Consider the following 22,410-nt stretch of genomic DNA (forward strand, 5'->3'; position numbering starts at 1 on the left):
CGGGCATGGAAGCTGACATCGAGGCCGCCAACCGGGAGCTGGCCGACGCCCGCAGCACCGGCAAGCCGTGCGCGCCGCTTCGGGGCCGGCTGCTGCCCGAGGGCGACGTCGAGGCCGCGTACCGGGTGCAGCAACTCCAGGCGCGGGCCTGGCAGGGCCGCGGCGAACGCCGGGTCGGCGCGAAGATCGGGCTGACCTCCCGGGCGGTGCAGGAGACCTTCGGGGTGTTCCAACCGGACTTCGGCATGCTGACCGACGCCATGGCGGTCGGCGACGGGGTCGAGGTGCCCATCGACCGACTGCTTCAGCCTCGGGTCGAGGCGGAGATCGCGTTCGTGCTCGACAAGGATCTCCCGAACCCGCAGCTCACCACCGTCGACCTGATTCGCGCGGTCGACCACGTGCTGCCGGCGATCGAGATCGTCGACTCCCGGATCGCCGCCTGGGACATCTCCATCGTGGACACCGTCGCCGACAACGCCTCCAGCGGGCTCTTCGTGCTCGGCACCACGCCGCGCCGGCTCGCCGACGTGGACCTGCGACTGTGCGGGATGGTGCTGGAGCACGCCGGCGAGCCGGTGTCGGTGGGTGCGGGCGCCGCCTGCCTGGGCAACCCGCTGCACGCCCTGCTGTGGCTGGCTGGCACCCTCGCCCGCGCCGGTGACCCGCTGCGTGCCGGGGACGTGGTGCTCTCCGGGGCGCTCGGCCCGATGGTGCCGGTCACCCCGGGCGCCGCGTACGAGGCCCGGATCTCCGGGCTGGGTTCGGTGCGCACCTGCTTCAGCAAGGAGACTTCCGCGTGACCACCGGTATAGCTGTGCTTGGTTCCGGGAACATCGGCACCGACCTGATGATCAAGGTGTTGCGGCTGAGCGACAGCCTGCGCATGGTGGCGATGGCAGGCATCGACCCGGCCTCCGACGGCCTGGCGCGTGCTCGTCGGCTCGGCGTCGCCACCACCGCCGACGGCGTGGACGGGCTCGTCGCGCTGCCTGAGTTCGCCGACGTCGAGTTGGTGTTCGACGCCACCTCGGCCGGCGCGCACCGACGCCACGACGAGGTGCTGCGAGCCCTCGGCCGGACTGTGGTCGACCTGACCCCGGCCGCGATCGGCCCGTACGTGGTGCCGCCGGTCAACCTCGACGAGCACCTGCACCAGCCCAACGTCAACATGGTGACCTGTGGCGGACAGGCGACAGTGCCGATCGTCGCCGCGGTACGCCGGGTCACCCCGGTGGCGTACGGGGAGATCGTCGCCTCGATCGCGTCGAAGTCCGCCGGGCCGGGAACCCGCGCCAACATCGACGAGTTCACCGAGACCACGGCCCGCGCCATCGAGGTGGTGGGCGGTGCCGAGCGGGGCAAGGCGATCATCGTGCTGAACCCGGCGGACCCGCCGCTGCTGATGCGGGACACCGTCTACTGCCTCTGCCCGGACGCCGACGCGGACACCGACGCGATCGCCGCCTCGGTGGCGGACATGGTGGCGACCGTGCAGGAGTACGTCCCCGGTTACCGGCTCAAGCAGGACGTGCAGTTCGACCGGGTCGAGGCGTACCTGCCGACGCTCGGGCGGCGGCTCACCGCTCTTCAGGTGTCGGTCTTCCTGGAGGTCTCCGGAGCCGGGCACTACCTGCCCGCGTACGCCGGGAACCTGGACATCATGACCTCCGCCGCGCTGCGCACCGCGGAGCGGCTGGTCGCCCTGCGTTCCTCGGAGGTGGCCGCGCCATGACCGACCTTTACATCCAGGACGTGACGCTGCGCGACGGCATGCACGCCATCGCCCACCAGTACACAGTCGACCAGGTACGCACCATCGCCGCCGCGCTGGACGCCGCCGGGGTGGCCGCCATCGAGGTGGCGCACGGTGACGGGCTCGCCGGTTCCAGCGTCAACTACGGCCACGGCGCGGCCAGCGATGCCGAATGGATCTCCGCCGCCGCCGAGGTGCTGAACACGGCGAAGCTGACCACGCTTCTGCTGCCCGGGATCGGCACCATCGCCGACCTGAAGGCGGCGAAGGCGCTCGGGGTGACCAGCGTGCGCATCGCCACCCACTGCACGGAGGCGGACATCTCCGCCCAGCACATCTCGTGGGCCCGGGAGAACGGCATGGACGTCGCCGGGTTCCTGATGATGTCGCACATGAACGATCCGGCCGGGTTGGCCGGGCAGGCCAAGCTGATGGAGTCGTACGGGGCGCACTGCGTCTACGTCACCGACTCCGGCGGTCGGCTGCTGATGTCCGACGTGGCGCAGCGGGTCGACGCGTACCGGCAGGTCCTCGCCCCGGAGACGCAGATCGGCATCCACGCGCACCACAACCTGTCGCTCGGGGTCGCCAACAGCGTGCTCGCCGTCGAGCACGGTCGGATCACCGGGTCCGGGCCGGTCGGCCCCGACGCGGTGCACGGTCGGACCGTCCGCGTCGACGCCTCCCTCGCCGGCATGGGCGCGGGCGCCGGAAACGCGCCGCTGGAGGTCTTCGTCGCGGTCGCCGAGCTGCACGGCTGGAAGCACGGCTGTGACGTGTTCGCGCTGATGGACGCCGCCGACGACATCGTCCGCCCGTTGCAGGACCGGCCGGTCCAGGTGGACCGGGAGACGCTCTCCCTGGGGTACGCGGGTGTCTACTCCAGCTTCCTGCGGCACGCCGAGCGCGCCTCCGCGAAGTACGGCGTGGACGTCCGGTCGATCCTGGTCGAGCTGGGCCGCCGCCGGATGGTCGGCGGCCAGGAGGACATGATCGTGGACGTGGCCCTCGACCTGGCCGACAAGGAGGAGCATTCATGATCGGCGTGGACATCGTCGGGATCGCCGAGAAGCTGGGCACGGCGGCCGACTCGGCCACCGCCATCCCGCAACTCGCCGCCGAGACCGGCCTCGACGTGGACACCGCGTACGCCGTGCAGGCCGCGCTGCTGCAACGCCGGCTGAACGCCGGTGAGCGGTTGGTCGGGTTGAAGATGGGGCTGACCAGCAGGGCGAAGATGGCCCAGGTCGGCGTGGACGAGGTGATCTGGGGGCAACTCACCAACGCGATGCGGGTGCCCGACGGCGGCGCCGTGGACCCGGCCGCGTACATCCATCCCCGGGTCGAGCCGGAGGTGGCGTTCCTGCTGGACCGGCTGCCCGAGCCGGGCGAGCCGGTCGGCGACTTCGCCACGGCGGTCCGCGCGGTCGCCCCGGCCATCGAATTGATCGACTCCCGGTACGCGGACTTCCGTTTCTCGTTGCCCGACGTGGTCGCGGACAACACCTCGGCCGCCGCCTTCGTGATCGGGCCGTGGTCGCCGGTGCCGGCAGGGCTGGACAACCTGGGCGTGCTGCTGGAGATCGACGGGCGGGTGGCGCAGGTCGGTTCGACGGCGGCGATCCTCGGTGATCCGCGCCGGGCGCTCGACGAGGGCATCCGGTTGGCGGGCCGGCACGGGGTGCGGCTGGAGTCCGGCTGGGTGTTCCTGGCCGGTGCCGCCACCGCCGCTGTTCCGTTGCGTCCCGGCGCCCACGTCCGCGCCGTCGTCGAGAAGCTCGGCACTGCCTCGCTGCGGGCGTCGTCGTGACCGCCCGGGTGGTGGCCGGGAAGGCCGTCCCGCGAGGGGCTTTTCCGCACGTCAAGGTCGCCGGTGGCTTCGTCTTCGTCTCCGGTACGTCGTCGCGGCGCGCGGACAACACCTTCGCCGGCGTCGAGGTGGACGGGTTCGGCACCACCAACCTCGACATCCGGGTGCAGACGCGGGCCGTCATCGAGAACGTGCGGGATCTGCTGCGTTCGGTCGGCGCGGACCTCACCGACCTGGTGCAGGTGACGGCGTACCTGGTCAACATGAACGACTTCGGTGGTTACAACGAGGTGTGGGCCGAGTTCTTCGACGCCTCCGGACCGACCCGTACGACGGTGGCGGTACACCAGTTGCCGCACCCGCACCTGCTGATCGAAATCCAGGCCGTGGCCCTTCTTCCCTCGGGAGGTCAGTCGTGAGTGAGATCGCCGAGCCGTTCAGCTTTCCGGGCTGGATCGCCGACAACCAGCACCTGTTGAAGCCCCCGGTGGGCAACAAGGAGATGTTCCCCGGCGGGGACGACTTCATCGTGATGGTGGTGGGTGGGCCCAACCAGCGCACCGATTTCCACGTGGACCCGTACGAGGAGTTCTTCTACCAGGTCAAGGGCAACATGCACATCAACCTGGTCACCCCGGAAGGGCCGCGCACCGTGCACGTGCGCGAGGGGCAGATGTGGATGTTGCCGCGAAACACCCCGCACTCGCCGCAGCGGCCGGAGGCCGGCTCGATCGGCATGGTCGTCGAGCGGGTCCGTGAGGAGGGCACCCTGGAGACGTTCCAGTGGTACTGCCCGGAGTGCGGCGACAAGGTGCACGAGGTCGAGTTGCAGGTCCGCGACATCGCCGCCGATCTTCCGCCGGTGTTCCAGGCGTTCTACGCCGACGAGTCGGCCCGCACCTGCGCCAACTGCGGCACCCTGCACCCGGGCAAGGGCTGATGCCCGCAGGCGTGGTCGACGTGCACACGCACGTCGTACCGAAGGGTTGGCCGGACCTGGGCGCGGCGTGCGGCGGGTCCGACTGGCCGTGGTTGCGGGTCGACTCCGAGCGCGCCGCCATGATCATGGTGGGGGAGACGGAGTTCCGCCCGGTCGGCGCGGAGTGCTGGGACGCGTCGCGCCGACTGGCCGACATGGACGCCGACGGCGTGGCCGTGCAGGTGGTCTCGCCCACCCCGGTCTTCTTCAGCTACGACCGTCCGGCCGACCAGGCGGTGAAGGTCGCCCGGATCTTCAACGACCTGACCCTGGAGGTCACCGCGGCCGGGGGTGACCGACTGGTGCCGTTCTGCCAGGTGCCGCTCCAGGACCCGGACGCCGCCTGTGCCGAGCTGGACCGCAGCCTCGCCGCCGGGCACGTGGGCGTGGAGATCGGCAACCACGTCGGCGACCGGGACCTGGACGACGCCGGTGTGGTCACCTTCCTCCAGCACTGCGCCGAGGTGGGAGCACCCGTCTTCGTCCACCCGTGGGACATGCCGGGTGGGCCACGACTGGACCGCTGGATGGCCCGCTGGCTCACCGGGATGCCCGCCGAGACGCACCTGTCGGTGCTGGCGATGATCCTCGGCGGTGTCTTCGACCGGGTGCCCGAGACGCTGCGAATCTGTTTCGCGCACGGCGGCGGCAGTTTCCCGTTCTGGCTCGGCCGCGCCGACAACGCCTGGCACCGCCGCGGCGACCTGGTCCGGGGCGCTTCCGCCGGTCCGCCCAGCAGCTACCTCGACCGGTTCAGCGTCGACTCGGTGGTCTTCGCGCCGCCCGCCCTGCGGCTGCTGGTCGACACCCTGGGAGAGGATCGGGTGCTGGTCGGCAGCGACTACCCGTACCCGCTGGGTGAACGGCCGGCCGGCGCGGTGGTTCACGTGGCCGACTTCCTCAGCGAGGACCAACGCGACAAGCTCCTGTCCACCAACGCCCTGCGCTTCCTGCACGGCTGAGCGCGGCTCGACACGTCAAGGGTGCGGTGGGCATCCGGTTGGTCCGTTTCCGGTCTCCGGCGCGTGTCGGCTGCGCGAAGGGCCGACTGCCGGCAGGATGGCGTAATGGCCGAGCCGCACGACCTGACCGCGTTGGAACAGGCCGCCGCGATCACCCGCGGCGAGCTGTCCAGCGTCGACCTGGTCGAGCATTCCCTGCGCCGGGTCGCGGCGCTCGGGGACACCGTGGGCGCGTTCGTCACCGTCACACCGGACCTCGCCCGGCAGGCCGCGCGCGCCGCCGACGCGGTGCCCCACGAGGAGCGCGGCCCACTGCACGGCGTGCCGACCGCGATCAAGGACCTGACGCTCACCGCCGGGGTTCGCACCACCTTCGGTTCGGCCGCCTTCGTCGACTTCGTCCCGCCGGTCGACGCCGACGTGGTCCGCTTCATCAAGGCCGCCGGTCTGGTCAGCCTGGGCAAGACGACCACCTCCGAGCTGGGCTGTTCGCTCTACTCCGAGGGCCGGGTCGCGCCGCCGGCCCGCAACCCGTGGCAGTTGGCGTACACGGCGGGCGGTTCCAGCGGCGGCTCGGCGGCGGCGGTCGCGGCCGGGCTGGTCCCGGTCGCCCAGGGATCCGACGGCGGTGGGTCGCTGCGCATCCCGGCGTCGCTCTGCGGCCTGGTCGGCTACAAGCCCAGTCGGGGCCTCGTTTCCGGCGGGCCGATCGGCTCCGGCGCGTTCGGCCTGCCCACCGCCGGCCCGCTCGGGCGGACGGTCACCGACGTCGCCGCACTGCTCGACGTCATGGCCGTTCCGGTCCCCGGCGAGCCGTACCTGCCGCCGCCCGCGCCGCCCGGCGGTTACCTGGCCGTCGCGCGCCGGGCCGAGCCCGGCCCGCTGCGGATCGGCCGGTTCACCACGCCGATGCTCGCCGAAGAACCTGTGCATCCCGACTGCGTGGCCGCCGTGGACCGGGCCGCCGCGCTGCTCACGGCGGCCGGCCACGAGGTGGTCGAGGTGCCGCCGCCGCTCGGGCCGGCGGTGTGGCCGCTGTTCGAGACTCTCTGGTACGTGTTGGCGCTCGCCCCGGTGCCACCGCAGCGGGAGGCGGAGCTGCTGCCGTTGACCCGGCTGCTCCGGGCCCGGGGCGCGGAAATCTCCGCCGGGACCCTGACCGCCACCCTCGGGGAGTTGCAGGCGCAGGTGCGCCTCGGTGCCCGCCGCACCGCCGGTTGTGACCTGCTCCTGTGTCCCACCCTGGCCACCCCGCAGGCACCCGTCGGCTGGTTCACCGCCGACGCGGACCCGGCCGCCGACTTCGACCGGCAACGCCGGTTCTCGCCCTACTGCGCCATCTTCAACGTCACCGGCGATCCCTCCGTATCCCTGCCACTGGGTACCACGACCGACGGACTGCCCGTCGGGGTGCTGCTCACCGGCCGGTACGGCGACGACGCGCGGCTCATTGCTACCGCTGCGCAACTGGAGAACTGTAGTGACGGATGGGATCGGCACCCCGCAATCTGGCGGGCCGTCGACTCCGCTAACGTGAATGGTGACGGAGTCGGGCGGTCGGCAGAGTGATCGTCCATCCGACCCGGTTTTCCACTGTCGTCCTTCTTCCGCCTGGGGGCGTTGGGATTGTCTGTTACCGAGACGTTGCTGGTCTTCGTCGGCATCCCGTTGGCTGCGGTGCTGGTCATCGCCGGCCTGTCGTACGCCGGTAGCCACGGTGGTGCCACCGGCGGTGGCGGTGGTGCCAAGCGCTACCGTCCGGGCCGGCCCTTCGACTTCACTCCGGTCTGGTTCCTGGGCCGTCCGGAGCAGCTGGCCGACTCGGCCGGCACCGCGCTGACGGCGGGGGCGCAGGCGCCCGCGCTGACCAGCCACAAGCTTGAGCAGGCCAGCGTCGAGGCGCCGGCCGGTGGAACCGGAGGCGCAAGTGACCGTTGGTGAAAAGCAGGCCGGGTCGGAAAATCCGCCCGAGGTGCTCGACGGGCCGTTCTCGACCCGCCAGCTGCTGCGCATCGACGAGGCGTTGCGCCTGGCCGACAGGGGCACCGGTCTGGTCTTCTCGGTCTTCGTCGGTGGTCTCGACGAGCCGATCCGTGAGCACGCCCAGCGGCTGCACCGTCAGCTCGCCGAGCCCGACAAGTCGGTGCTGATCGCCGTGTCGCCCAACCAGCGCCAGCTGGAGATCATCACCGGGCGGTACGCCCGCAAGCGCATCCCCGACACGTACGCCAAGCTGGCCGCGCTCTCCATGGTCGGCGCGTTCAGCGGCGGTGACCTGGCCGGCGGCATCATCAACGGCCTCGACCAGCTCGCCAGCCACGCCGGCAAGGGCTGAGCCCTTCCTCGTACGACGAAGCCCGGCCCGCTCGCAGCGTGCCGGGCTTCGGTGTGTCTGGGCTTGCTTCAGCGGGGCCAGGCCGAGGGATCGAGGCGCATCGGCCACGGCTCGTCGATCTGCACTACATCGTCGGGGCCGACCGTGCCGAGCAGGTTGTAGTGCACCCCCTTCACCAACTCGTACCGGTAGATCACCGGACCGAAATCGCCACGTTCTACGCGCCAGTAGGCGGGGATGCCGGTCTCGGCGTAGAGCGCTGGCTTGGTGAACCGGTCATGCCGACGGCTACCCGGTGATTCCACCTCGACGACGAGCGCCACATCCTCTGCTTCGACCCAGGTGCCGTCGGCGGGGGCTGTCGGCTTCAGCACCGTGACGTCGGGGATGAGGTTTCCCCCGGCCATTCGAAGCCCTGCCTCCCGGATGACCCGCCATCCAGCGGGCACCGCCGCTCGAAGGGCGGCCCGTAGTTCATCCGCCAGCTCTTGATGCCCGTAACCCGGGGGCGGTGTCACGTGCAGGCTCCCGTCGATGATCTCGTAGCGGTTCCCATCCTCAGGCAGGTCGGATAGGTCCTGCTCGCGCCACGCGCGCGCGGGTGTCCGCCACTCGTAGGTCGGCGGTGCCATCACGTCCACCTCCTCCTGTCACGATAACGCCCGAGGCCGGCGCGGAGTCACACCCACGCCGGCCCCGGGGCCGCGTATTCGATGCTCAGGCGCTCTGGGCGTCCTTCGCGCGGGCCTTCAGCGCCCGCACCACACCGTCGCGGCCCTCGGCCACCAGCCGACGCAGCGGGGAGGGGTGCCCGTCACCGGCCAGCCACGCGTCGGTGGCCGCGACCGTGTCGTCCTCCACCAGGTAGGTCGGGTACGCCAGCTGGGCGAACTCCTGCGCCGGCTCGCTGTCCCGGGTGGCCCACACCTGCCCGACCGCCGCGAAGTACCGCTCCCGGTACGGGGCTACCAGCTCCACCTGCGCCGGGTGGGCGAACCCCTGCAACAGCGCCCGGTGCCGCCAGTTGGGCAGCGCGTCCGGGCCGGTGAGCAGGGCCCACACGGCGGCCTTGTTCTCGGCCGTCGGCATCAACGCGTGCGCGTACGCGGCTTCCCGCTCGCCGCTGGCCGTGCGGTCGCTGCTCAGCTCCGCCTCGATCTCGGCGGTGCCGGCGGCACCGTTGGCCACCAGCGCGGCGAGGACCGACCAGCGCAGCTCGGTGTCGACGGTCAGCCCGGCCGGCATGCCGGTGCCGTCCAGCCAACCGCGCAGCGTGGCCAGGTCTTCCTCGGAGCGGACCGCCGAGGTGAACGCACGGGCCCAGGCCAACTGGAACCCGCTGCCGGGCTCGGCGGCAGCGAGTGCGTCGCGGGCGGTACGGGCCAGGTCGGCCCAGCCGGTCGGCGCCCAGGCCGGGTCGGCGTACAGGGTGAGCGCGGTGGTCGCCTGCCGCAGGGTGGCGGTGACCAGGTTGATGTCGGTCTCCGCGGGCAGCCCGCTCAGCGTCAGCGCCACGTAGTCGCGGGCGGACAGTTCGGCGTCGCGGATCATGTCCCACGCGGCGGTCCAGCAGAGCGCGCGGGCCAGCGACGAGTCGAAGCCACCGATGTGCTGCACCACTGTCGCCATCGAGCGCTCGTCGAGGCGCAGCTTGGTGTAGCTGAGGTCGTCGTCGTTGAGCAGCAACACGTCGGCGGCCCGGACGCCACGCAGCGCGGCGAGATCCGTGTGCTCGCCGCTCACGTCCACCTCGTACCGCTCCCGACGGACCAACCGCCCGTCGGCCAGGTCGTACAGGCCCACACCGATCCGGTGGGTCCGCAGCGTCGGATACGCCGCCGGGGCCTCCTGGCGCACCAGCACCTGCTCGTACGTGCCGTCGGCCCCGATGGTCACCTCCGGACGCAGCGTGTTGACCTGCGCGGTCTCCAACCACTGCGCGGCGAACTTGCGCAGCTCCCGCCCGGATGCGGTCTCCAGCTCGGTGAGCAGGTCGTCGAAGGTGGCGTTGCCCCAGGCGTGCTTGCCGAAGTAGGCCCGCAGCCCGGCCACGAACGGCTCCTCACCCACGTACGCGACGAGCTGCTTGAGCACGCTCGCGCCCTTGGCGTAGGTGATGCCGTCGAAGTTGACCTCGACGGCCTCCATGTCCGGCATCTCGGTGTAGACCGGGTGGGTGGAGGAGAGCTGGTCCTGCCGGTAGCCCCAGTTCTTCCGGATCGACAGGAAGGTCGTCCACGCCTCGCTGAACCGGGTCGCGTTCGTGTTGCACCAGTGGCTGGCCCACTCGGCGAACGACTCGTTCAGCCACAGGTCGTTCCACCAGCGCATGGTGACCAGGTCACCGAACCACATGTGGGCCAGCTCGTGCAGGATCGTGTTGGCCCGCTGCTCGTACTCGAAGTCGGTGACCTGCGAGCGGAACAGGTAGTGCGACTCGGCGTGCGTCACACAGCCGAAGTTCTCCATCGCGCCGGCGTTGAAGTCGGGCACCCAGAGCTGGTCGTACTTCGGCAGCGGGTAGCGCACGTCGAACTTCTCGTGGAAGAAGTCGAAGCCCTGCTTGGTGATCAGGAACAGGTCGTCGGAGTCCAGGTACTGGGCCATCGACGCCCGGCAGAAGACCCCCAGGTCGATGCCGTCGTGCGTGTCGCGCACCTCGTGGTACGGCCCGGCGCACATCGCCGTGATGTAGGTGCTCATCCGGGGCGACTCGGTGAAGTGCAGCGTCTTGAGCGCCTTACCGGCCGGCTCCTCCCGCTGCACCGGCATGTTGGAGACCGCCCGCCAGTGCGCCGGCACTGTGACGTGCCAGGTGTAGACGCTCTTCAGGTCGGGCTGGTCGAAGCAGGCGTACACCCGCTGGGCGTCGGCCGTCTCGAACTGGCTGTAGAGGTACGTCTCGCCGTCCACCGGGTCGACCGTCCGGTGCAGACCCTGACCACTGTTCGAGTAACCGAAGTCGGCGTCGACCACCAGGACGTTGTCGCTGTCCAACCCGGACAGGGTCAGGCCCTTCTCGGCGGACCAGTCGGACAGGTCGACGGGCGTGCCGTTCAGCGTCGCGGACCGCACCGACTCGGCGGCCAGCTCGATGAAGGTGCTCGCACCCGGTTCGGAGCAGCGGAACCGGACCTCGGTCGTCGACCGGAACGTGCGGCCGTCGGCCGCCAGCACGGCGCTGGACAGGTCCAGACTGATGTCATACCCCGTCACGTTGAGCAGGCGTGCCCGCTCGGTCGCCTCGACCTGCGTCAGGTTGCGCACTCCCGGCACTGTTCGTCTCCATCCCACATGTCGCCGTACGCCCGGCGGCGCCCGTTCGCCTACCGCTCGTGACGGCTGGCCCGATTCGAGTCTTCCATGTACGGGCAGCCCGCGGTGGCCGAGGTCACGCTCTCATTCGGGTGCCGGTCGATGTGCTGCGGGGTGAAGATTCTCCTGAGACGCCGACCTGTCGGCGCCACCCGTCGCGAAGGGATCTCACAGTGACCGAACGTGTCACCGCCGACATGTGGTTCGACCCGGCCTGCCCGTGGGCCTGGATCACCTCTCGCTGGCTGCTCGAGGTCGAGCAGATCCGGGATGTGGACATCCGCTTCCACGTGATGAGCCTGGCCGTGCTCAACGACGGCCGGGACGAGCTGCCCGAGGACTACAAGGAGTTCCTGAAGACCGCGTGGGGCCCGGTGCGGGTCTGCATCGCCGCCGAGCAACTGCACGGCAACGACGTGCTGCGCCCGCTCTACACCGCGCTCGGCACGCGGATCCACCTGCAGAAGCAGGAGCGCGGTCCAGAGCTGTACGTGGCCGCCCTCACCGAGGCCGGCCTCGACCCGGCGCTGGCCGCGGCCGCCGACAGCACCGACTACGACGAGGCACTGCGGGCCAGCCACGAGGCGGGCATGCGCCCGGTCGGGCAGGACGTGGGCACTCCCGTCGTGCACGCGCCCGGCCCGGACGGCGTCCCGGTCGCGTTCTTCGGCCCGGTGATCACCCCGGCTCCGAAGGGGGAGGCCGCCGGCCGGCTGTGGGACGGCGTGCTGCTGGTCGCCGGCACCCCGGGCTTCTACGAGCTCAAGCGCACCCGCGAGCAGAGCCCGATCTTCGACTGAGCGACGACCACCGCGCCCCCGTCCGTGCTTCGTCAGTCGCGCGGTCGGGGGCGTTTCTCGTCCTCCGCCGAGGTCGGCGGTGGGTCGTGGCGTCACCGGGAGGCGGGCGGCGTCGTTTCCCTCGGTGTCCGCCGCAGCGACCCGAAGGGCCGCACGCCGCAGTTCGTGGAGGCAAATCCCGATGGCCAAGCACCGTGCGTCAGGTGACGATCAGCTGACCCGGCAGGGGGTGATCGAGACTCCCGGCGCGGATTACTGGTCCGTTGACTACTCCCGCTGGCCGACGGTCCGCCCGGACCTGCCCGCCCACCTGGTGGATCTCCTCGCGCCGCCCATCGTGGTGGGCGTGGCGCGGGTGCCGGTGACCTCCCGGCTCACCCCGCCCAGGGCGGTCGATCCACTGCCGTCGTCAGTCGACGCGGTGCCGACCAGTGCGCCGGCGCTGGTGCCGTCGGGGGCGGCACCGGCCGAACCGGCTCCTCCGCCGCCGGCGCCGGCTCCTCCGCGCCCGGTGCCGACGCCGCCGCTGAACCCTCGGCCCGTTCCGACGCCTCCTCCCGACCGTCCCGTGCCGGGGCCGCCCGCGTCGCCCCGCCGCGCCCTGAACAGCGGGCCGATCGGGACCGGTCGGCGTGGCAACGGCGGGCCGGTGAGCGCGGGTAGGCACCGCCGGGGCACCTCCGACCGCGCCGGCTGACCAGCCGGGCCCTTCCGGGCGCTTTCATCTGGTGGACGCACCGCGGGTCCCCGTCGGTGGCGACACCGTCGCCGGTAGCGTCAGTGGGCATGACGGTCGTGCATCCGATCACCCGGGCCTGGGTCACCACTGGCGGCACCGGCGCGCAGAACTACGACGAGTTCGCCGACGACGCGGAGATCACCGCGATCATCGGGTCGAACCCGCACAGCGCTCTCGGCATCGAAATGCCGCATCGCGCCCCGCAGAGCCTGGGCAAGTCGTTCCTCGACGCGCTGCCGGACGCGGTGGCCCGCCTCGCCGAGGCCAAGGCCGACGGCAGTTACACCCCCGCCGAGCAGGTGGTGGTGCTCTACCGGATCAGCGCGCCCGGCGAGGAGCCGGCGTACGGGCTGTTCGCGATGGTGGACACCGACCAGATCTCCACCCGGGCAGACGAGCCGGGCCTGGTCATCCGCAACGAGGACGTCTTCATCGCAAAGGTGCGCGAGCGAGTGGCGCTGGCCGACGCGCTGGGGCACCTGCTCTCACCCGTACTCCTGCTCCAGACCGGTCGTGGCGACGAACTGCACGCCGCGCTCGCGGCGGCGACCGACTCGGCCGGCGCGCCCGCCGCGACGGACACCGACCAGGCGGGGCGCACGCACGCCATCTGGCTGCTCGGCCCCGGCCCGGAGCAGGCCACGCTCACGGCTCTCGCCGGTGGCGGGGACCTGGTCGTCGCGGACGGCAACCACCGCAGCCTGGCCGCCCAGACCGGTGGGCTGCCGCGCTTCCTGGCCGTGGTCACCACCCCCGCGTCGGTGGCCATCCAGCCGTACAACCGGCTGGTCAGCGAGCTGACCACCACTCCGGCCGAGCTGCTCGACCGGCTGCGGGCCGCGGGCGCCGAGGTCGAGCCGATCAACGGCCCTGTCGAGGTCCCGGCGGCCGGCGGCACCGTGCACCTCCGCCTCGACGGTCAGGGGTACGCGGTACGCCTTCCCGCCACCGCCTCCGCCCGCCTGGAAAACCTGGACCACGCTCTGGTCGAGCGGCTGGTGCTGCGTGACGCGCTCGGTCTGGACCCGGGCGACAAGCGAATCACCTACGTCGGCGGCGACTACCCGGCGAGCTGGCTCACCGGTGAGGTCGACGCCGGCCGGGCCGAGTTGGCCATCCTGATCGCGCCGGTGACAGTGGCGGATTTCGTCGCTGTCAACCTGGCCAGGGAGAAGATGCCCCGCAAGAGCACCTGGTTCACCCCGAAGGCGCGCGGCGGCCTGGTCGTCGCCGAGCTGCCGCGTTGAGCGTCATCCCCACGACCGTGTGACGAACCCGGCTCGGGGACGCCGCCCGTGTGACGTCCCCGAGCGCGGCCTGACAGACTGCCCGGTATGCGCGTCTACCTGGGATCCGATCACGCCGGTTTCGAGTTGAAGGTGCACCTGGCCAGCCACCTGGCCATGCAGGGCTACGACGTGGTCGACGTCGGCCCGCACAGCTACGACCCGGACGACGACTACCCCACGTTCTGCCTGCACACGGGCGACCAGGTGGTGGCCGACGAGACGGGCCTCGGAGTGGTCATCGGTGGCTCCGGCAACGGTGAGCAGATCGCCGCGAACAAGGTCGCCGGGGTCCGCGCCGCGCTGGCCTGGAGCGTCGAGACAGCTCAGCTGGCCCGCCAGCACAACGACGCCAACGTGGTCGCCATCGGTGCCCGCCAGCACACGCTGGACGAGGCGACCGCCATCGTCGAGGCGTTCCTGAACACGCCGTTCTCCGGCAACGAGCGGCACGCTCGTCGGATCACCCAGGTGGCCGAGTACGAGCGGACCCGGAAGCTGCCCGACCTGCCCTGACCGTGCGGCGCTCAGCGCTGCGAGCGGGGCAGCTCCTCGCGGGGCACCCAGTTTCGCCGGACGACCACCACCCGGGCTTCCGCCTCGGCCAGGTCGTCGTCGGTGGGGCGGGCCGCGTCCCGGGCCCGTAGCGCGGCGCTGAGTCCCACCTGGGACGAGCCGGAACCGACCAACCCGCGCAGCCCCCGCTCACCGTCGCGCTCGTCGCCGCCCGTGCTCCTGCGTCGCGGCGGCGGCTCGTCACCGTCGTGCACGCCCGGCGTGCTGACCGTCGGGCCGTCCGCACCCGGTCTGGCCGTTTCGGTGTCGGCGTGGTGGCGCAGCCGTCGCCGTCGTCGGTCGGGGTCACCCATCAGCCGACCGTACCCTGGCCCGGTTGGATCCTGCACCGTCGCGAGGCCGCGCGCCCCGGCCGGGGTCGGCGACCGATTTGCCGGCTGGCTACCCTCGAATCAAGGCGGTGCTGTTGCCGTCGGTCAGGGGGAGGACGAGATGGCAGACCAGACGCAGCCGTGGGCGGAGCGGACCGTGGAGGTGCCACCGCAGGCCGGCGTCGGGGTGCCGCCGCAGCGTGACGGGTTCCGCCGGGGGGTCGCTCCGGTGGGCGAGCGACGCACCCCGCGCACGGAGCCGTTCCCGGTGGTCGAGCAGGAGCCGACCGGCACCGGTTGGCCCGGTGGATCGGTGCCCCGCCGCTCGCTCAGCTCGCGGATGGCGCAGCTGCGGCGCGGCGGTGAGTGGAGCGCTGCGGCAGGCCTCTTCGCGTTCGTGTGTTGGGGGATCTGGGCGCTGTCCGGCCAGGGTGACCTGAGCGGCCCGCTGTTGGTGCTGGTGCTCAGCCTGCTGGTGGCTGCCGGCCTGTTCGCCCTGTTCCGGCTGGTCGGCCGGGTGGTGCTGGAGCGGCAGCTGGGCCGGGTCCGGCGCAGCGCCAGAGGTGCGCACCTGGCGACGGCGGTGTTCCTCGTCGGCCTCGGGGTGGCGTGGCTCCAGCAGACCGAGTGGGTCGTCTCGGCCTGGAACTGGATTTCCTCGAACTGACCGGGCGTGCACGGGCGGGCCGGTCCAGGACCGCCCACCCGTGCACCCGGTCGTCTCCCCACCAGGCAAGGTCGCTGCTTACCCGGCCGGCCGCGGTTCATCCGTGGCCGGCCGGTCCGACCGGTACTCCTTCGTGGGCTTGCGTGATCCCGATGTCGTGGAGCCGTTCGCTCAGTGCCGGGGTTTGTGCGCCCGGACCAGGATGCGTTGGGCGTGGGCCACGAACGGCCCGTGGCGACGGATGTGGTCGTGCAGATCGGCGAGCCGGGCCCGGTAACGGTCCACGGTGAAGTCCGGCACCGTCCAGATGACTTTGCGGAGGAAGTGCACCACCGCTGCCACGTCGTTGAAGGTGGTCGGCAGCGCCTCGTGCCGCAGCTCGTCGATGACCAGGCCGGCGGCTCGCGCGTCGGCGGCGGCGCGGGCCGGGCTGCGTTCGTCACTGATCTCGCGGGGACCGGTGAGGAACTGGGCCAGCTCCCGGTTGGACCCGGGGCCGATCTGCTGGGCCAGGTACCGCCCGCCGGGAGTGAGCACCCGTGCGATCTCGTCCCAGAGCACGACATTGGGATGCCGGCTCACCACCAGGTCGAACGTCTCGTCGGGAAACGGGAGCGGAGCGTCCTCGGCAACGTCGACCACCCGCACGCCGCGCGGTTCGAGCGCGCGTCGGGCCAGTTGGAGGTTGGGCGGCCAGTGTTCGGTGGCCACTGTCAACGGGGGGAATGCCGGCACCTCGGAGAGCACCTCGCCGCCGCCGGTCTGGATGTCCAGCGCGGCGCGGGCAACCCTCATCTGGGCTGTCATGAGTTTCAGATATCCCCAGGACGGCCGCTGTTCTGTCGCGCGGCCGTCGAACCAGGAGAAGTCCCAACCGTCCACGGACGCGTCGACGCCTTCTCGGAGCAGATCCTGGAAGGTCGCCGTGTCCTGCATTGCGTCAGGCTGACAGGCGGCAGTGGTGATGGCAAGCGGATGTGTCCCGTGTCGGCGCAGGGTGCATGCAATGACTCCTGTCAGTGATCTGACACCAATTCCGAACGATCTTTCGGTGAGAATTTGTCACGTGGCGGATCTCCTTCGTTTCGAAACTGATCAGGGCGTTCTCCTCGTCGAGGAACACGCTGGCACCGATCTGGAACGGGTTGGTCTGCTCGACCGGATCCGCCCCGCCCGGGAGACGCTGGAAACGGCACTGGCCCACATCAAACCCGCGCTCGACGCGGCGCTGGGCGTGGTCCGCGGGGTGGCGGTGCGCCCCGATCAGGTGGAGGTCGAGATCGGCGTCACCCTCACCGCGGAGGCTGGTGCCGTCGTCGCTCGCACCAGCGCACAGGGCCACCTCAAGGTCAAGCTGATCTGGACCTCGCCCGTCCCCGCACTGCCGTCGCCGGATGAGGACGGGCCCGACGCGCAGGAGAACGCCGCGCATGACTGAGCGCAACGTCGGCCTCCGCCCTCCGGCCGCCCCGGCCGAGTGGTTGGCGTTGGCGGAGCACGGATGACCGGCACCCGGTCGCTCGCCGGCCGGGTGCGGATACTCGGTGGCCAGTCCTCGTCGGTCGTCGGCGCGGGCATCCAGTTGACCACTGACCTGGTGCTGACCTGCTGGCATGTGGTCGATGACGGCACCGGGACCGGCCCGCCCGAGGTGCTCGTCGACACACCGAGCCACCCCGGCACCCGGGTCGCCGCCGAGGTGACCTGGTCCCGGGGCGTCGGCCCGGCCGGCGACGGCGACCTGGCGGTCCTGCGTTGCACCACACCGCTGCCGTCCGCCCCCGCCACCCTGGCCGATCGTGGCGACGACGAGTTCGATGTGCGGATCGTGGGCTTTCCGGCCAACACCCCGGCGTCCGTCATGGTGCTGGCGCGGGCCGTCGGTCCGGTCGACGTCGGCACCGGATGGCGTCAACTCGACCGACTTTCCCCTGCCACGGCCGGAATCGACAGGGGGTTCAGCGGTTCCGGGGTGTACGCGTCGGATGGCGCCGTGGTGGGCATGGTGCTGGCCCGCGCGAGCGTCGGCCAGCAGCTGGTCGGCTGGATGTCGCCCGTCGGGCAGTGGCGCACCCTGCTGCCGCCCGGCCTGTTGCCGCCTGCCCTGCTGCCGCTCGGCCCGCTGGCGGCCGACACCCGGGCGACGCCTCGACCGGCGCCCACGCCGCTCTCATTCGCGCAGAAGATGGCGCTGGCCCGACTGCTGGAGGAAATCCCAATACTCCGGCACCCCGACAGTCGTCAATTGGTCATTCAGTCGCTGCCGCCGCACATCGGTCGGATGGTGAGACCATTCGGGCCGTTGGGTCTCGACATGTTCGGCCTGATTCGGACGGGCTTAGAATACGAGGACGGGATCGCGGCTCTCTATCGCGTTCTGCTGTTGACGGAAGGGCCGGCGAGTACGCCACTGCGGGCCTTCCGTGACCTTGCCGAGAGCCTCGGTCTGCTGACGGGTACGGAGGACAATCGGTGACGACGCCCCGGATGCCGAGCGCCCAGGTGCAGGCCATCTGCGACGCACTGCTCTCGATGAGTTCGATCAATGACGGGAACACCCGTTCGCTCTACCTCGACGAGGTCGAGGGGGAGCTGCGCAAGCGACTGTCGGTGCCCCGGCACTCCGAGGTCCGGTACGACGTCTACCGCATCGTGCGCGCCTGCGCTCAGGAACCCCGGGGCGTGTCGATGCTGTTGCAGGTCATCGCCAACTTCCATCCGGGAGCCAGCGCGGTCACCTCCGCCCAGCAGATCCACCTCTCCTGGCTCCTCGCGCAGTTGCTCGCGGACGTCCCGCCCGAGGTGCTGACCGACGCCGTCACGGCAGTCGCGGATCATCCGCTGTCAGCGGAGGACCTGCCCGACCTGGTGGAGGCCGTCGGCTGGCAACCGGTGGGTGACTGGCAGGTCCCGGCCGTCGTGGCGCTGGCGGGCCTGGTCCTCGCCGGCATCGAGTCGGACAGCAAGCCGCTCGAGCAGTGGTTGCGGGAGGCGGCAGCGGTCCTTCGGCTCACCACCGCCGACCTCGACGATCTGCGCGTGGCTGCGAAGACGCACTGGACGTCGCTACGATCCCCGCACCAGGCGGCACCGGCCGAGGCCGGTGGAGAGGAACCTGAATCCGACATGCGCAGGACGATCATCATCGAGGAGACGACGCCCCAGCGATCCCGAACTCTCATCCGGGGCGGCGTCCCACCGCGCAACCTGTACTTCACCGGCCGGGAGAAGCAGCTCGTCGCGCTCGACGAGCTGCTGTCGTCACAGCACCGGGCCTCGGTGCTGCCGGAAGCGGCGCTGCGCGGTGTCGGTGGGGTCGGCAAGACCCAGCTCGCTGTCGAGTTCGCCTACCGGTACGCGGACCGTTACCAGCTCATCTGGTGGATGGCCGCGGAGGATCTCACTGCGCTGCGTACCTCGATCGCGGCCCTCGGCGAGCGGCTCGGCCTGGCCGCGAGCGCCAGCCTGGAGCAGACCGTGCGAACGGTCCTCGACTCGCTGTCGACGAGTTCGCTCAGTTGGCTGCTGGTCTACGACAACGCCGACGACCCGCACGAGTTGGCCCCGCTCATGCCCTCGTCGAACCTCGTCGGCGAACGCGGCCACGTCCTCGTCACGTCACGGAACATGGCCTGGTCGGCGAGCGCCCTGACCCTGGACGTCGACGTGTTCACCCGAGCCGAGAGCGTGGAACTGCTGCTCAAGCGGCGTCCCGCGACCAGCCCCGACGACGCCCGCCGGCTCGCCGCCGAGCTCGGCGACCTGCCACTCGCCCTGGAACAAGCCGTCAGTTGGTTGCTCACCATGCTGTCGTCGGTCGACGAATACCTCGTCGACCTCAAGGAACACGCTCGGGAGCTGCTGGGCGAGGGGCAACCCCGGCAGTACCGGGGCACCGTGCTGACCGTGGTGTCGATGGCGCTCGCCGCGGTACGCGAGCAGAACCCGGCCGCCGCGCAGCTGATCCAGCTGCTCGCCTTCCTCAGCCCCGACCCGGTTCCGATGCGCCTGCTCTGGGAGGGGCGCCGCGCCGGGTTGGACGAACCGTTGCGCACCAGCCTCCAGGAGCGCAACGACATAGCCCGGGCCATCCGGCAACTGGCGTCGCTCGGGCTCGCCAAGGCGGACAATGCCAGCCGGCACGTACAGGTGCACCGACTGGTGCAGGCGGTCATCCGGGAAGGGCTCGCCGAGCAGGGCGACGACAGCCCGCTGACGAACGCCCGCCGGCTGCTCGCCGCCGCCAACCCGGGCTTTCCCGACGACCGCAGCACCTGGCCCCGCCATGCCGACATCGCGCCGCACGTCCGTGTCGCCGGTCTGATCCACGGTGACATCGACGCCCGCCGGACGGCGATGGACCAGCTGCGCTACATCTACAACCTGGGTGACTTCGAAGGCTGTCGGGACTTCGCGGAGGAGATCCTGGCCGCCTGGGACCAGCCCGGTCCGGACGGCCAGCGCAGCGGCGATCCGCTGACCCTGCTGGCGATGCGACGGTACGCGGACGCCCTGCGGCTGCTCGCCGACCCGCGCGCGGCCACGTTCGGCCTCGAAGCGCTGGAACGGATGCGGACGAGCCTCGGTGAGGAACACGAGTACACGCTGGGCGCGGCGAACAGCGTCGGCGCGGACCTGCGGCGCCTCGGCGACTTCGCGGCGGCGGCCGACCTGGACGGGCGCAACCTCGACGTGCACCGCCGGGTGCTCGGCGACGGGCATCCGAGCACGCTGCGGGTGATGAACTCGATGGCGATCAACCTTCGCCTGAGCGGTGACTTCGAAGGGGCGTACGAACTCAACCTCGAAGTGGCGCGGCACGCCGGTGCGGCCGCGGAGGACGGCACCTATTCACTGGTGCTGGCGCAGGAGGCCCAGGCCCGCGACCTCTACCTCCTGGGCCGGTACTCCGACGCCCTGGAACTGCTGGACAGCTCCCTGCCGGTGCAGCGGTCGCTGCTGGGCGCGGAGCACCTCACCGTGCTGCGCGCCACCTGCATCCACATCGCCTGCCTGCGCAAGACCGGGCGGCTCGACGCCGCCGTGGCCGAGGGCGCGGCCAACTACCGGCTGGTGACCCGCCGATTCGGGACCGATCACGTGCTGGCCGCGGAGGCGGGCATGACCTGCGCCAACGCCATGCGCGCGGCGGGCGACGCGACCCAGGCGTACGCCCTGGCCGCCCAGGGGCACGCCACCTTCCGAGCCGTCTTCGGGGAGCGGCATCCGGTCACGCTCTGCGCTGCTGTCAATCTCGGGGTGATCCTGCGGGCTCGCAACTTCGACCGGGAGGCGCGGGAGTTGGGTGCGGCCACCTTGCAGGCGATGGGCGAATCGTTGCCGCCCACCCATCCGTACCTGCTGAGCGCGCGCTCCGCGCAGGCGATCAACCTGGTCCGGTCACACCGGCTGGAGCAGGCGCAGGCGCTCTCCGAGGCGATCCTCGAGGATTCACGTCGCCTGCGTGGGTCGGGGCATCCGTACACGCTCTACTGTGCGGTCAACGCGGCGGTCGACCTGATCGAGGTGGGCGAGGAGGCTCGGGGCCGCGAGCTGCTCGACGAGGCTGCCGCGGCGCTGGAGGCGTTGTTCGGGCCGGACCACCCGGAGGTGGACGCCGCGCGCGGTCAACGGCGCATCGAGTGCGACATCGAGACCGTCGGGCTGACCTGACGCCTCACCCACCGGTGGCGGCCGTTCATCCGGTGGGGATCGTCGGTCGGCGGGTGCGCTCGGCTTCTGCCACCTCCCACCGCCCGGCGGCGTCGGCGGACGCCGGGACCGGCACGGCGGCCAGTCGGTCGATCCGTTCGGCCAGGCGATCTGCCCAGAGCCGCCCGGCCGAGGTGAGACTTCCGGCCCGGGCGAGCTCGACCAGGGCGCGCTCCAACTGTGCGCGTACCACAGCGAACCGCGCGGTGGCCTGGGCCGTCAGCTCCGGATGGGCGCGCAGCGCGGCCCACACCTCGGCGACGGCGGTGAACGCGTAGGTGCCGTGCAGCAGCCCGCCGATCGGACGTGGGTCAGGACGCCAGGGCGCGAAGTACCGCTCCGGGTCGGCGGGTTCGTGCAGCCGGACCAGGCCGAGGACAGCGTTGAGTTTGCTGTGTTGCAGCTCGTGCACCATCGTCACGGCCAGATCCACCGGGTCGAGGTTGGCGTCGGCGGCCAACGCCCCGAAGGCGTCGGCGTGCGTGACACTGTGCCCACGCTCGGTGCCGTCGGCCAACGGTACGAAGGTGCTGATCCCGGCGGCCACCTCGGCGGCGTGCGTCGGGGCGTACCCGACGAGCAGGTGCCAGGCGTGCCCGACGGACCGTTCCAGCTCCGCGGCCTGCGCTGCGGAGAGCCGGGCGGCGACCGGCAGCCCGAAACAGTCGCGGTAGGGGTCCAGGTCGTCGACGCGGAGGTCGAGGGTGACCGAATGGTCGGTGAAGCGCCACCAGCGGGTGGGCGTCCACCGGCGCCCGTTCAGGTCGGCCGGCGTCACCGTCGTGCTGCCACCGTGTCGACGCAGCACCCCGAGGCCCGGCACCGGCACCAGGCCCGCACGCGGCGTGACCTGCACCGCCGCGTCCGACAGTCCGCTGAGGGCGGCCGCCGCGAGCGCCGCGAACGGAAGGTAGTCGGGTCGGCCGGTGGCGCCGTGCCGGACCCGATCGATCGCCCAGACGGCCAGCCACGGGTGGTCGAGCAGCACGTTCGCGGCGGTGGGGTCGAGGCGGTGGGCGTGGCCGAGCAGGTGCGCCGACGCCGCCAAGGCGTCGTCGGTGTCGGCGAGGCTCTTGAGGACGAGCATCGTTCGGTTGCGTTGCGCGCGCCGCAGAGCGCGGACGGCAGCCGGGCCAGCCCCACCGTCGGCCAGGCGGGTGAA

General features: G+C 71.4%; 23 protein-coding genes. 18 read left to right on the forward strand and 5 right to left on the reverse strand.

Annotated elements, in window-relative coordinates:
- The first annotated feature begins 5 nt into the window (after positions 1 to 5).
- The 10 genes from AB0B68_RS05670 to AB0B68_RS05715 all read left to right on the forward strand — a co-directional run bounded on the left by AB0B68_RS05670 (position 6) and on the right by AB0B68_RS05715 (position 7,842).
- Entirely contained in the window at positions 6 to 803 is a 798-nt protein-coding gene (locus tag AB0B68_RS05670; protein ID WP_357205418.1) for a fumarylacetoacetate hydrolase family protein, read from the forward strand.
- Entirely contained in the window at positions 800 to 1,735 is a 936-nt protein-coding gene (locus AB0B68_RS05675; protein ID WP_355008903.1) for an acetaldehyde dehydrogenase (acetylating), read from the forward strand. Before AB0B68_RS05670 ends, AB0B68_RS05675 begins: the two co-directional genes overlap by 4 nt.
- On the forward strand, positions 1,732 to 2,796 hold the full coding sequence (gene dmpG / locus AB0B68_RS05680; protein ID WP_357205423.1) for a 4-hydroxy-2-oxovalerate aldolase: 1,065 nt from the start codon (positions 1,732 to 1,734) through the stop codon (positions 2,794 to 2,796). Before AB0B68_RS05675 ends, dmpG begins: the two co-directional genes overlap by 4 nt.
- A complete protein-coding gene (locus AB0B68_RS05685) occupies positions 2,793 to 3,566 on the forward strand; it encodes a fumarylacetoacetate hydrolase family protein (protein WP_357205426.1) in 774 nt (257 codons plus the stop codon). Before dmpG ends, AB0B68_RS05685 begins: the two co-directional genes overlap by 4 nt.
- The gene (locus AB0B68_RS05690) at positions 3,563 to 3,985 is read left to right on the forward strand and encodes a RidA family protein (RefSeq protein WP_238669047.1); all 423 of its coding nucleotides are present in this window, start codon (positions 3,563 to 3,565) and stop codon (positions 3,983 to 3,985) included. The genes AB0B68_RS05685 and AB0B68_RS05690 overlap by 4 nt, the downstream gene beginning before the upstream one ends.
- Positions 3,982 to 4,506 carry a 3-hydroxyanthranilate 3,4-dioxygenase gene (locus AB0B68_RS05695; RefSeq protein ID WP_357205430.1) on the forward strand — a complete coding sequence of 175 codons (525 nt, stop codon included), beginning with the start codon at positions 3,982 to 3,984 and terminating at the stop codon, positions 4,504 to 4,506. The genes AB0B68_RS05690 and AB0B68_RS05695 overlap by 4 nt, the downstream gene beginning before the upstream one ends.
- A complete protein-coding gene (locus AB0B68_RS05700) occupies positions 4,506 to 5,507 on the forward strand; it encodes an amidohydrolase family protein (protein WP_357258001.1) in 1,002 nt (333 codons plus the stop codon). Before AB0B68_RS05695 ends, AB0B68_RS05700 begins: the two co-directional genes overlap by 1 nt.
- Positions 5,508 to 5,612: 105 nt before the next feature.
- On the forward strand, positions 5,613 to 7,076 hold the full coding sequence (locus AB0B68_RS05705) for an amidase (RefSeq protein ID WP_357258003.1): 1,464 nt from the start codon (positions 5,613 to 5,615) through the stop codon (positions 7,074 to 7,076).
- Positions 7,077 to 7,151: 75 nt separating this feature from the next.
- A complete protein-coding gene (locus AB0B68_RS05710; RefSeq protein ID WP_196930456.1) occupies positions 7,152 to 7,448 on the forward strand; it encodes a hypothetical protein in 297 nt (98 codons plus the stop codon).
- On the forward strand, positions 7,435 to 7,842 hold the full coding sequence (locus AB0B68_RS05715) for a DUF5130 family protein (protein WP_355010142.1): 408 nt from the start codon (positions 7,435 to 7,437) through the stop codon (positions 7,840 to 7,842). Before AB0B68_RS05710 ends, AB0B68_RS05715 begins: the two co-directional genes overlap by 14 nt.
- Positions 7,843 to 7,910: 68 nt before the next feature.
- Here the strand turns inward: AB0B68_RS05715 and AB0B68_RS05720 are convergent, their stop codons facing one another.
- Together AB0B68_RS05720 and pepN are read right to left on the reverse strand one after the other, a co-directional pair.
- Positions 7,911 to 8,474, reverse strand: a complete 564-nt coding sequence (locus AB0B68_RS05720) for a Uma2 family endonuclease (protein WP_357258005.1) — start codon at positions 8,472 to 8,474, stop codon at positions 7,911 to 7,913.
- An 85-nt stretch (positions 8,475 to 8,559) separates the two neighbouring features.
- Positions 8,560 to 11,109, reverse strand: coding sequence for an aminopeptidase N (gene pepN / locus AB0B68_RS05725; protein ID WP_357258007.1), 2,550 nt, complete (start codon positions 11,107 to 11,109; stop codon positions 8,560 to 8,562).
- A 221-nt stretch (positions 11,110 to 11,330) separates the two neighbouring features.
- On the opposite strand from pepN, the gene AB0B68_RS05730 reads away from it, so the two are divergent.
- From AB0B68_RS05730 to AB0B68_RS05745, 4 genes are all read left to right on the forward strand, one after another.
- Positions 11,331 to 11,957: a disulfide bond formation protein DsbA gene (locus tag AB0B68_RS05730; protein ID WP_357258009.1), complete on the forward strand. Its 627-nt coding sequence runs from the start codon at positions 11,331 to 11,333 to the stop codon at positions 11,955 to 11,957.
- A gap of 181 nt (positions 11,958 to 12,138) precedes the next feature.
- Positions 12,139 to 12,654, forward strand: coding sequence for a hypothetical protein (locus AB0B68_RS05735; protein WP_357258011.1), 516 nt, complete (start codon positions 12,139 to 12,141; stop codon positions 12,652 to 12,654).
- A gap of 89 nt (positions 12,655 to 12,743) precedes the next feature.
- Positions 12,744 to 13,943, forward strand: a complete 1,200-nt coding sequence (locus AB0B68_RS05740) for a DUF1015 family protein (protein ID WP_357258013.1) — start codon at positions 12,744 to 12,746, stop codon at positions 13,941 to 13,943.
- Positions 13,944 to 14,030: 87 nt separating this feature from the next.
- On the forward strand, positions 14,031 to 14,498 hold the full coding sequence (locus AB0B68_RS05745) for a ribose-5-phosphate isomerase (RefSeq protein ID WP_357258015.1): 468 nt from the start codon (positions 14,031 to 14,033) through the stop codon (positions 14,496 to 14,498).
- Positions 14,499 to 14,509: 11 nt separating this feature from the next.
- Here AB0B68_RS05745 and AB0B68_RS05750 read toward each other — a convergent pair whose 3' ends face one another.
- Complete coding sequence (locus tag AB0B68_RS05750) at positions 14,510 to 14,851, reverse strand: hypothetical protein (RefSeq protein WP_357258017.1); 342 nt, start codon at positions 14,849 to 14,851, stop codon at positions 14,510 to 14,512.
- A gap of 139 nt (positions 14,852 to 14,990) precedes the next feature.
- On the opposite strand from AB0B68_RS05750, the gene AB0B68_RS05755 reads away from it, so the two are divergent.
- Positions 14,991 to 15,536: a hypothetical protein gene (locus AB0B68_RS05755; RefSeq protein WP_357207208.1), complete on the forward strand. Its 546-nt coding sequence runs from the start codon at positions 14,991 to 14,993 to the stop codon at positions 15,534 to 15,536.
- Between the two features lie 171 nt (positions 15,537 to 15,707).
- Here the strand turns inward: AB0B68_RS05755 and AB0B68_RS05760 are convergent, their stop codons facing one another.
- Positions 15,708 to 16,472 carry a class I SAM-dependent methyltransferase gene (locus tag AB0B68_RS05760; RefSeq protein WP_357206543.1) on the reverse strand — a complete coding sequence of 255 codons (765 nt, stop codon included), beginning with the start codon at positions 16,470 to 16,472 and terminating at the stop codon, positions 15,708 to 15,710.
- A 70-nt stretch (positions 16,473 to 16,542) separates the two neighbouring features.
- Here AB0B68_RS05760 and AB0B68_RS05765 point away from each other — a divergent pair, with 70 nt between their 5' ends.
- The 3 genes from AB0B68_RS05765 to fxsT all read left to right on the forward strand — a co-directional run bounded on the left by AB0B68_RS05765 (position 16,543) and on the right by fxsT (position 21,209).
- A complete protein-coding gene (locus AB0B68_RS05765) occupies positions 16,543 to 16,974 on the forward strand; it encodes a CU044_2847 family protein (protein ID WP_357206541.1) in 432 nt (143 codons plus the stop codon).
- Positions 16,975 to 17,037: 63 nt separating this feature from the next.
- Positions 17,038 to 18,012 carry a trypsin-like peptidase domain-containing protein gene (locus AB0B68_RS05770; protein ID WP_357206539.1) on the forward strand — a complete coding sequence of 325 codons (975 nt, stop codon included), beginning with the start codon at positions 17,038 to 17,040 and terminating at the stop codon, positions 18,010 to 18,012.
- Positions 18,009 to 21,209, forward strand: a complete 3,201-nt coding sequence (fxsT, locus tag AB0B68_RS05775) for an FxSxx-COOH system tetratricopeptide repeat protein (RefSeq protein ID WP_357258019.1) — start codon at positions 18,009 to 18,011, stop codon at positions 21,207 to 21,209. Before AB0B68_RS05770 ends, fxsT begins: the two co-directional genes overlap by 4 nt.
- Positions 21,210 to 21,234: 25 nt before the next feature.
- Here the strand turns inward: fxsT and AB0B68_RS05780 are convergent, their stop codons facing one another.
- Positions 21,235 to 22,335 carry an HEXXH motif-containing putative peptide modification protein gene (locus tag AB0B68_RS05780; RefSeq protein WP_357258021.1) on the reverse strand — a complete coding sequence of 367 codons (1,101 nt, stop codon included), beginning with the start codon at positions 22,333 to 22,335 and terminating at the stop codon, positions 21,235 to 21,237.
- Positions 22,336 to 22,410 lie beyond the last annotated feature (75 nt).

Origin of the sequence: Micromonospora sp. NPDC049049 (assembly GCF_040649115.1) — a bacterium.
In the GTDB taxonomy this organism is placed as follows: Bacteria; Actinomycetota; Actinomycetes; order Mycobacteriales; family Micromonosporaceae; genus Micromonospora.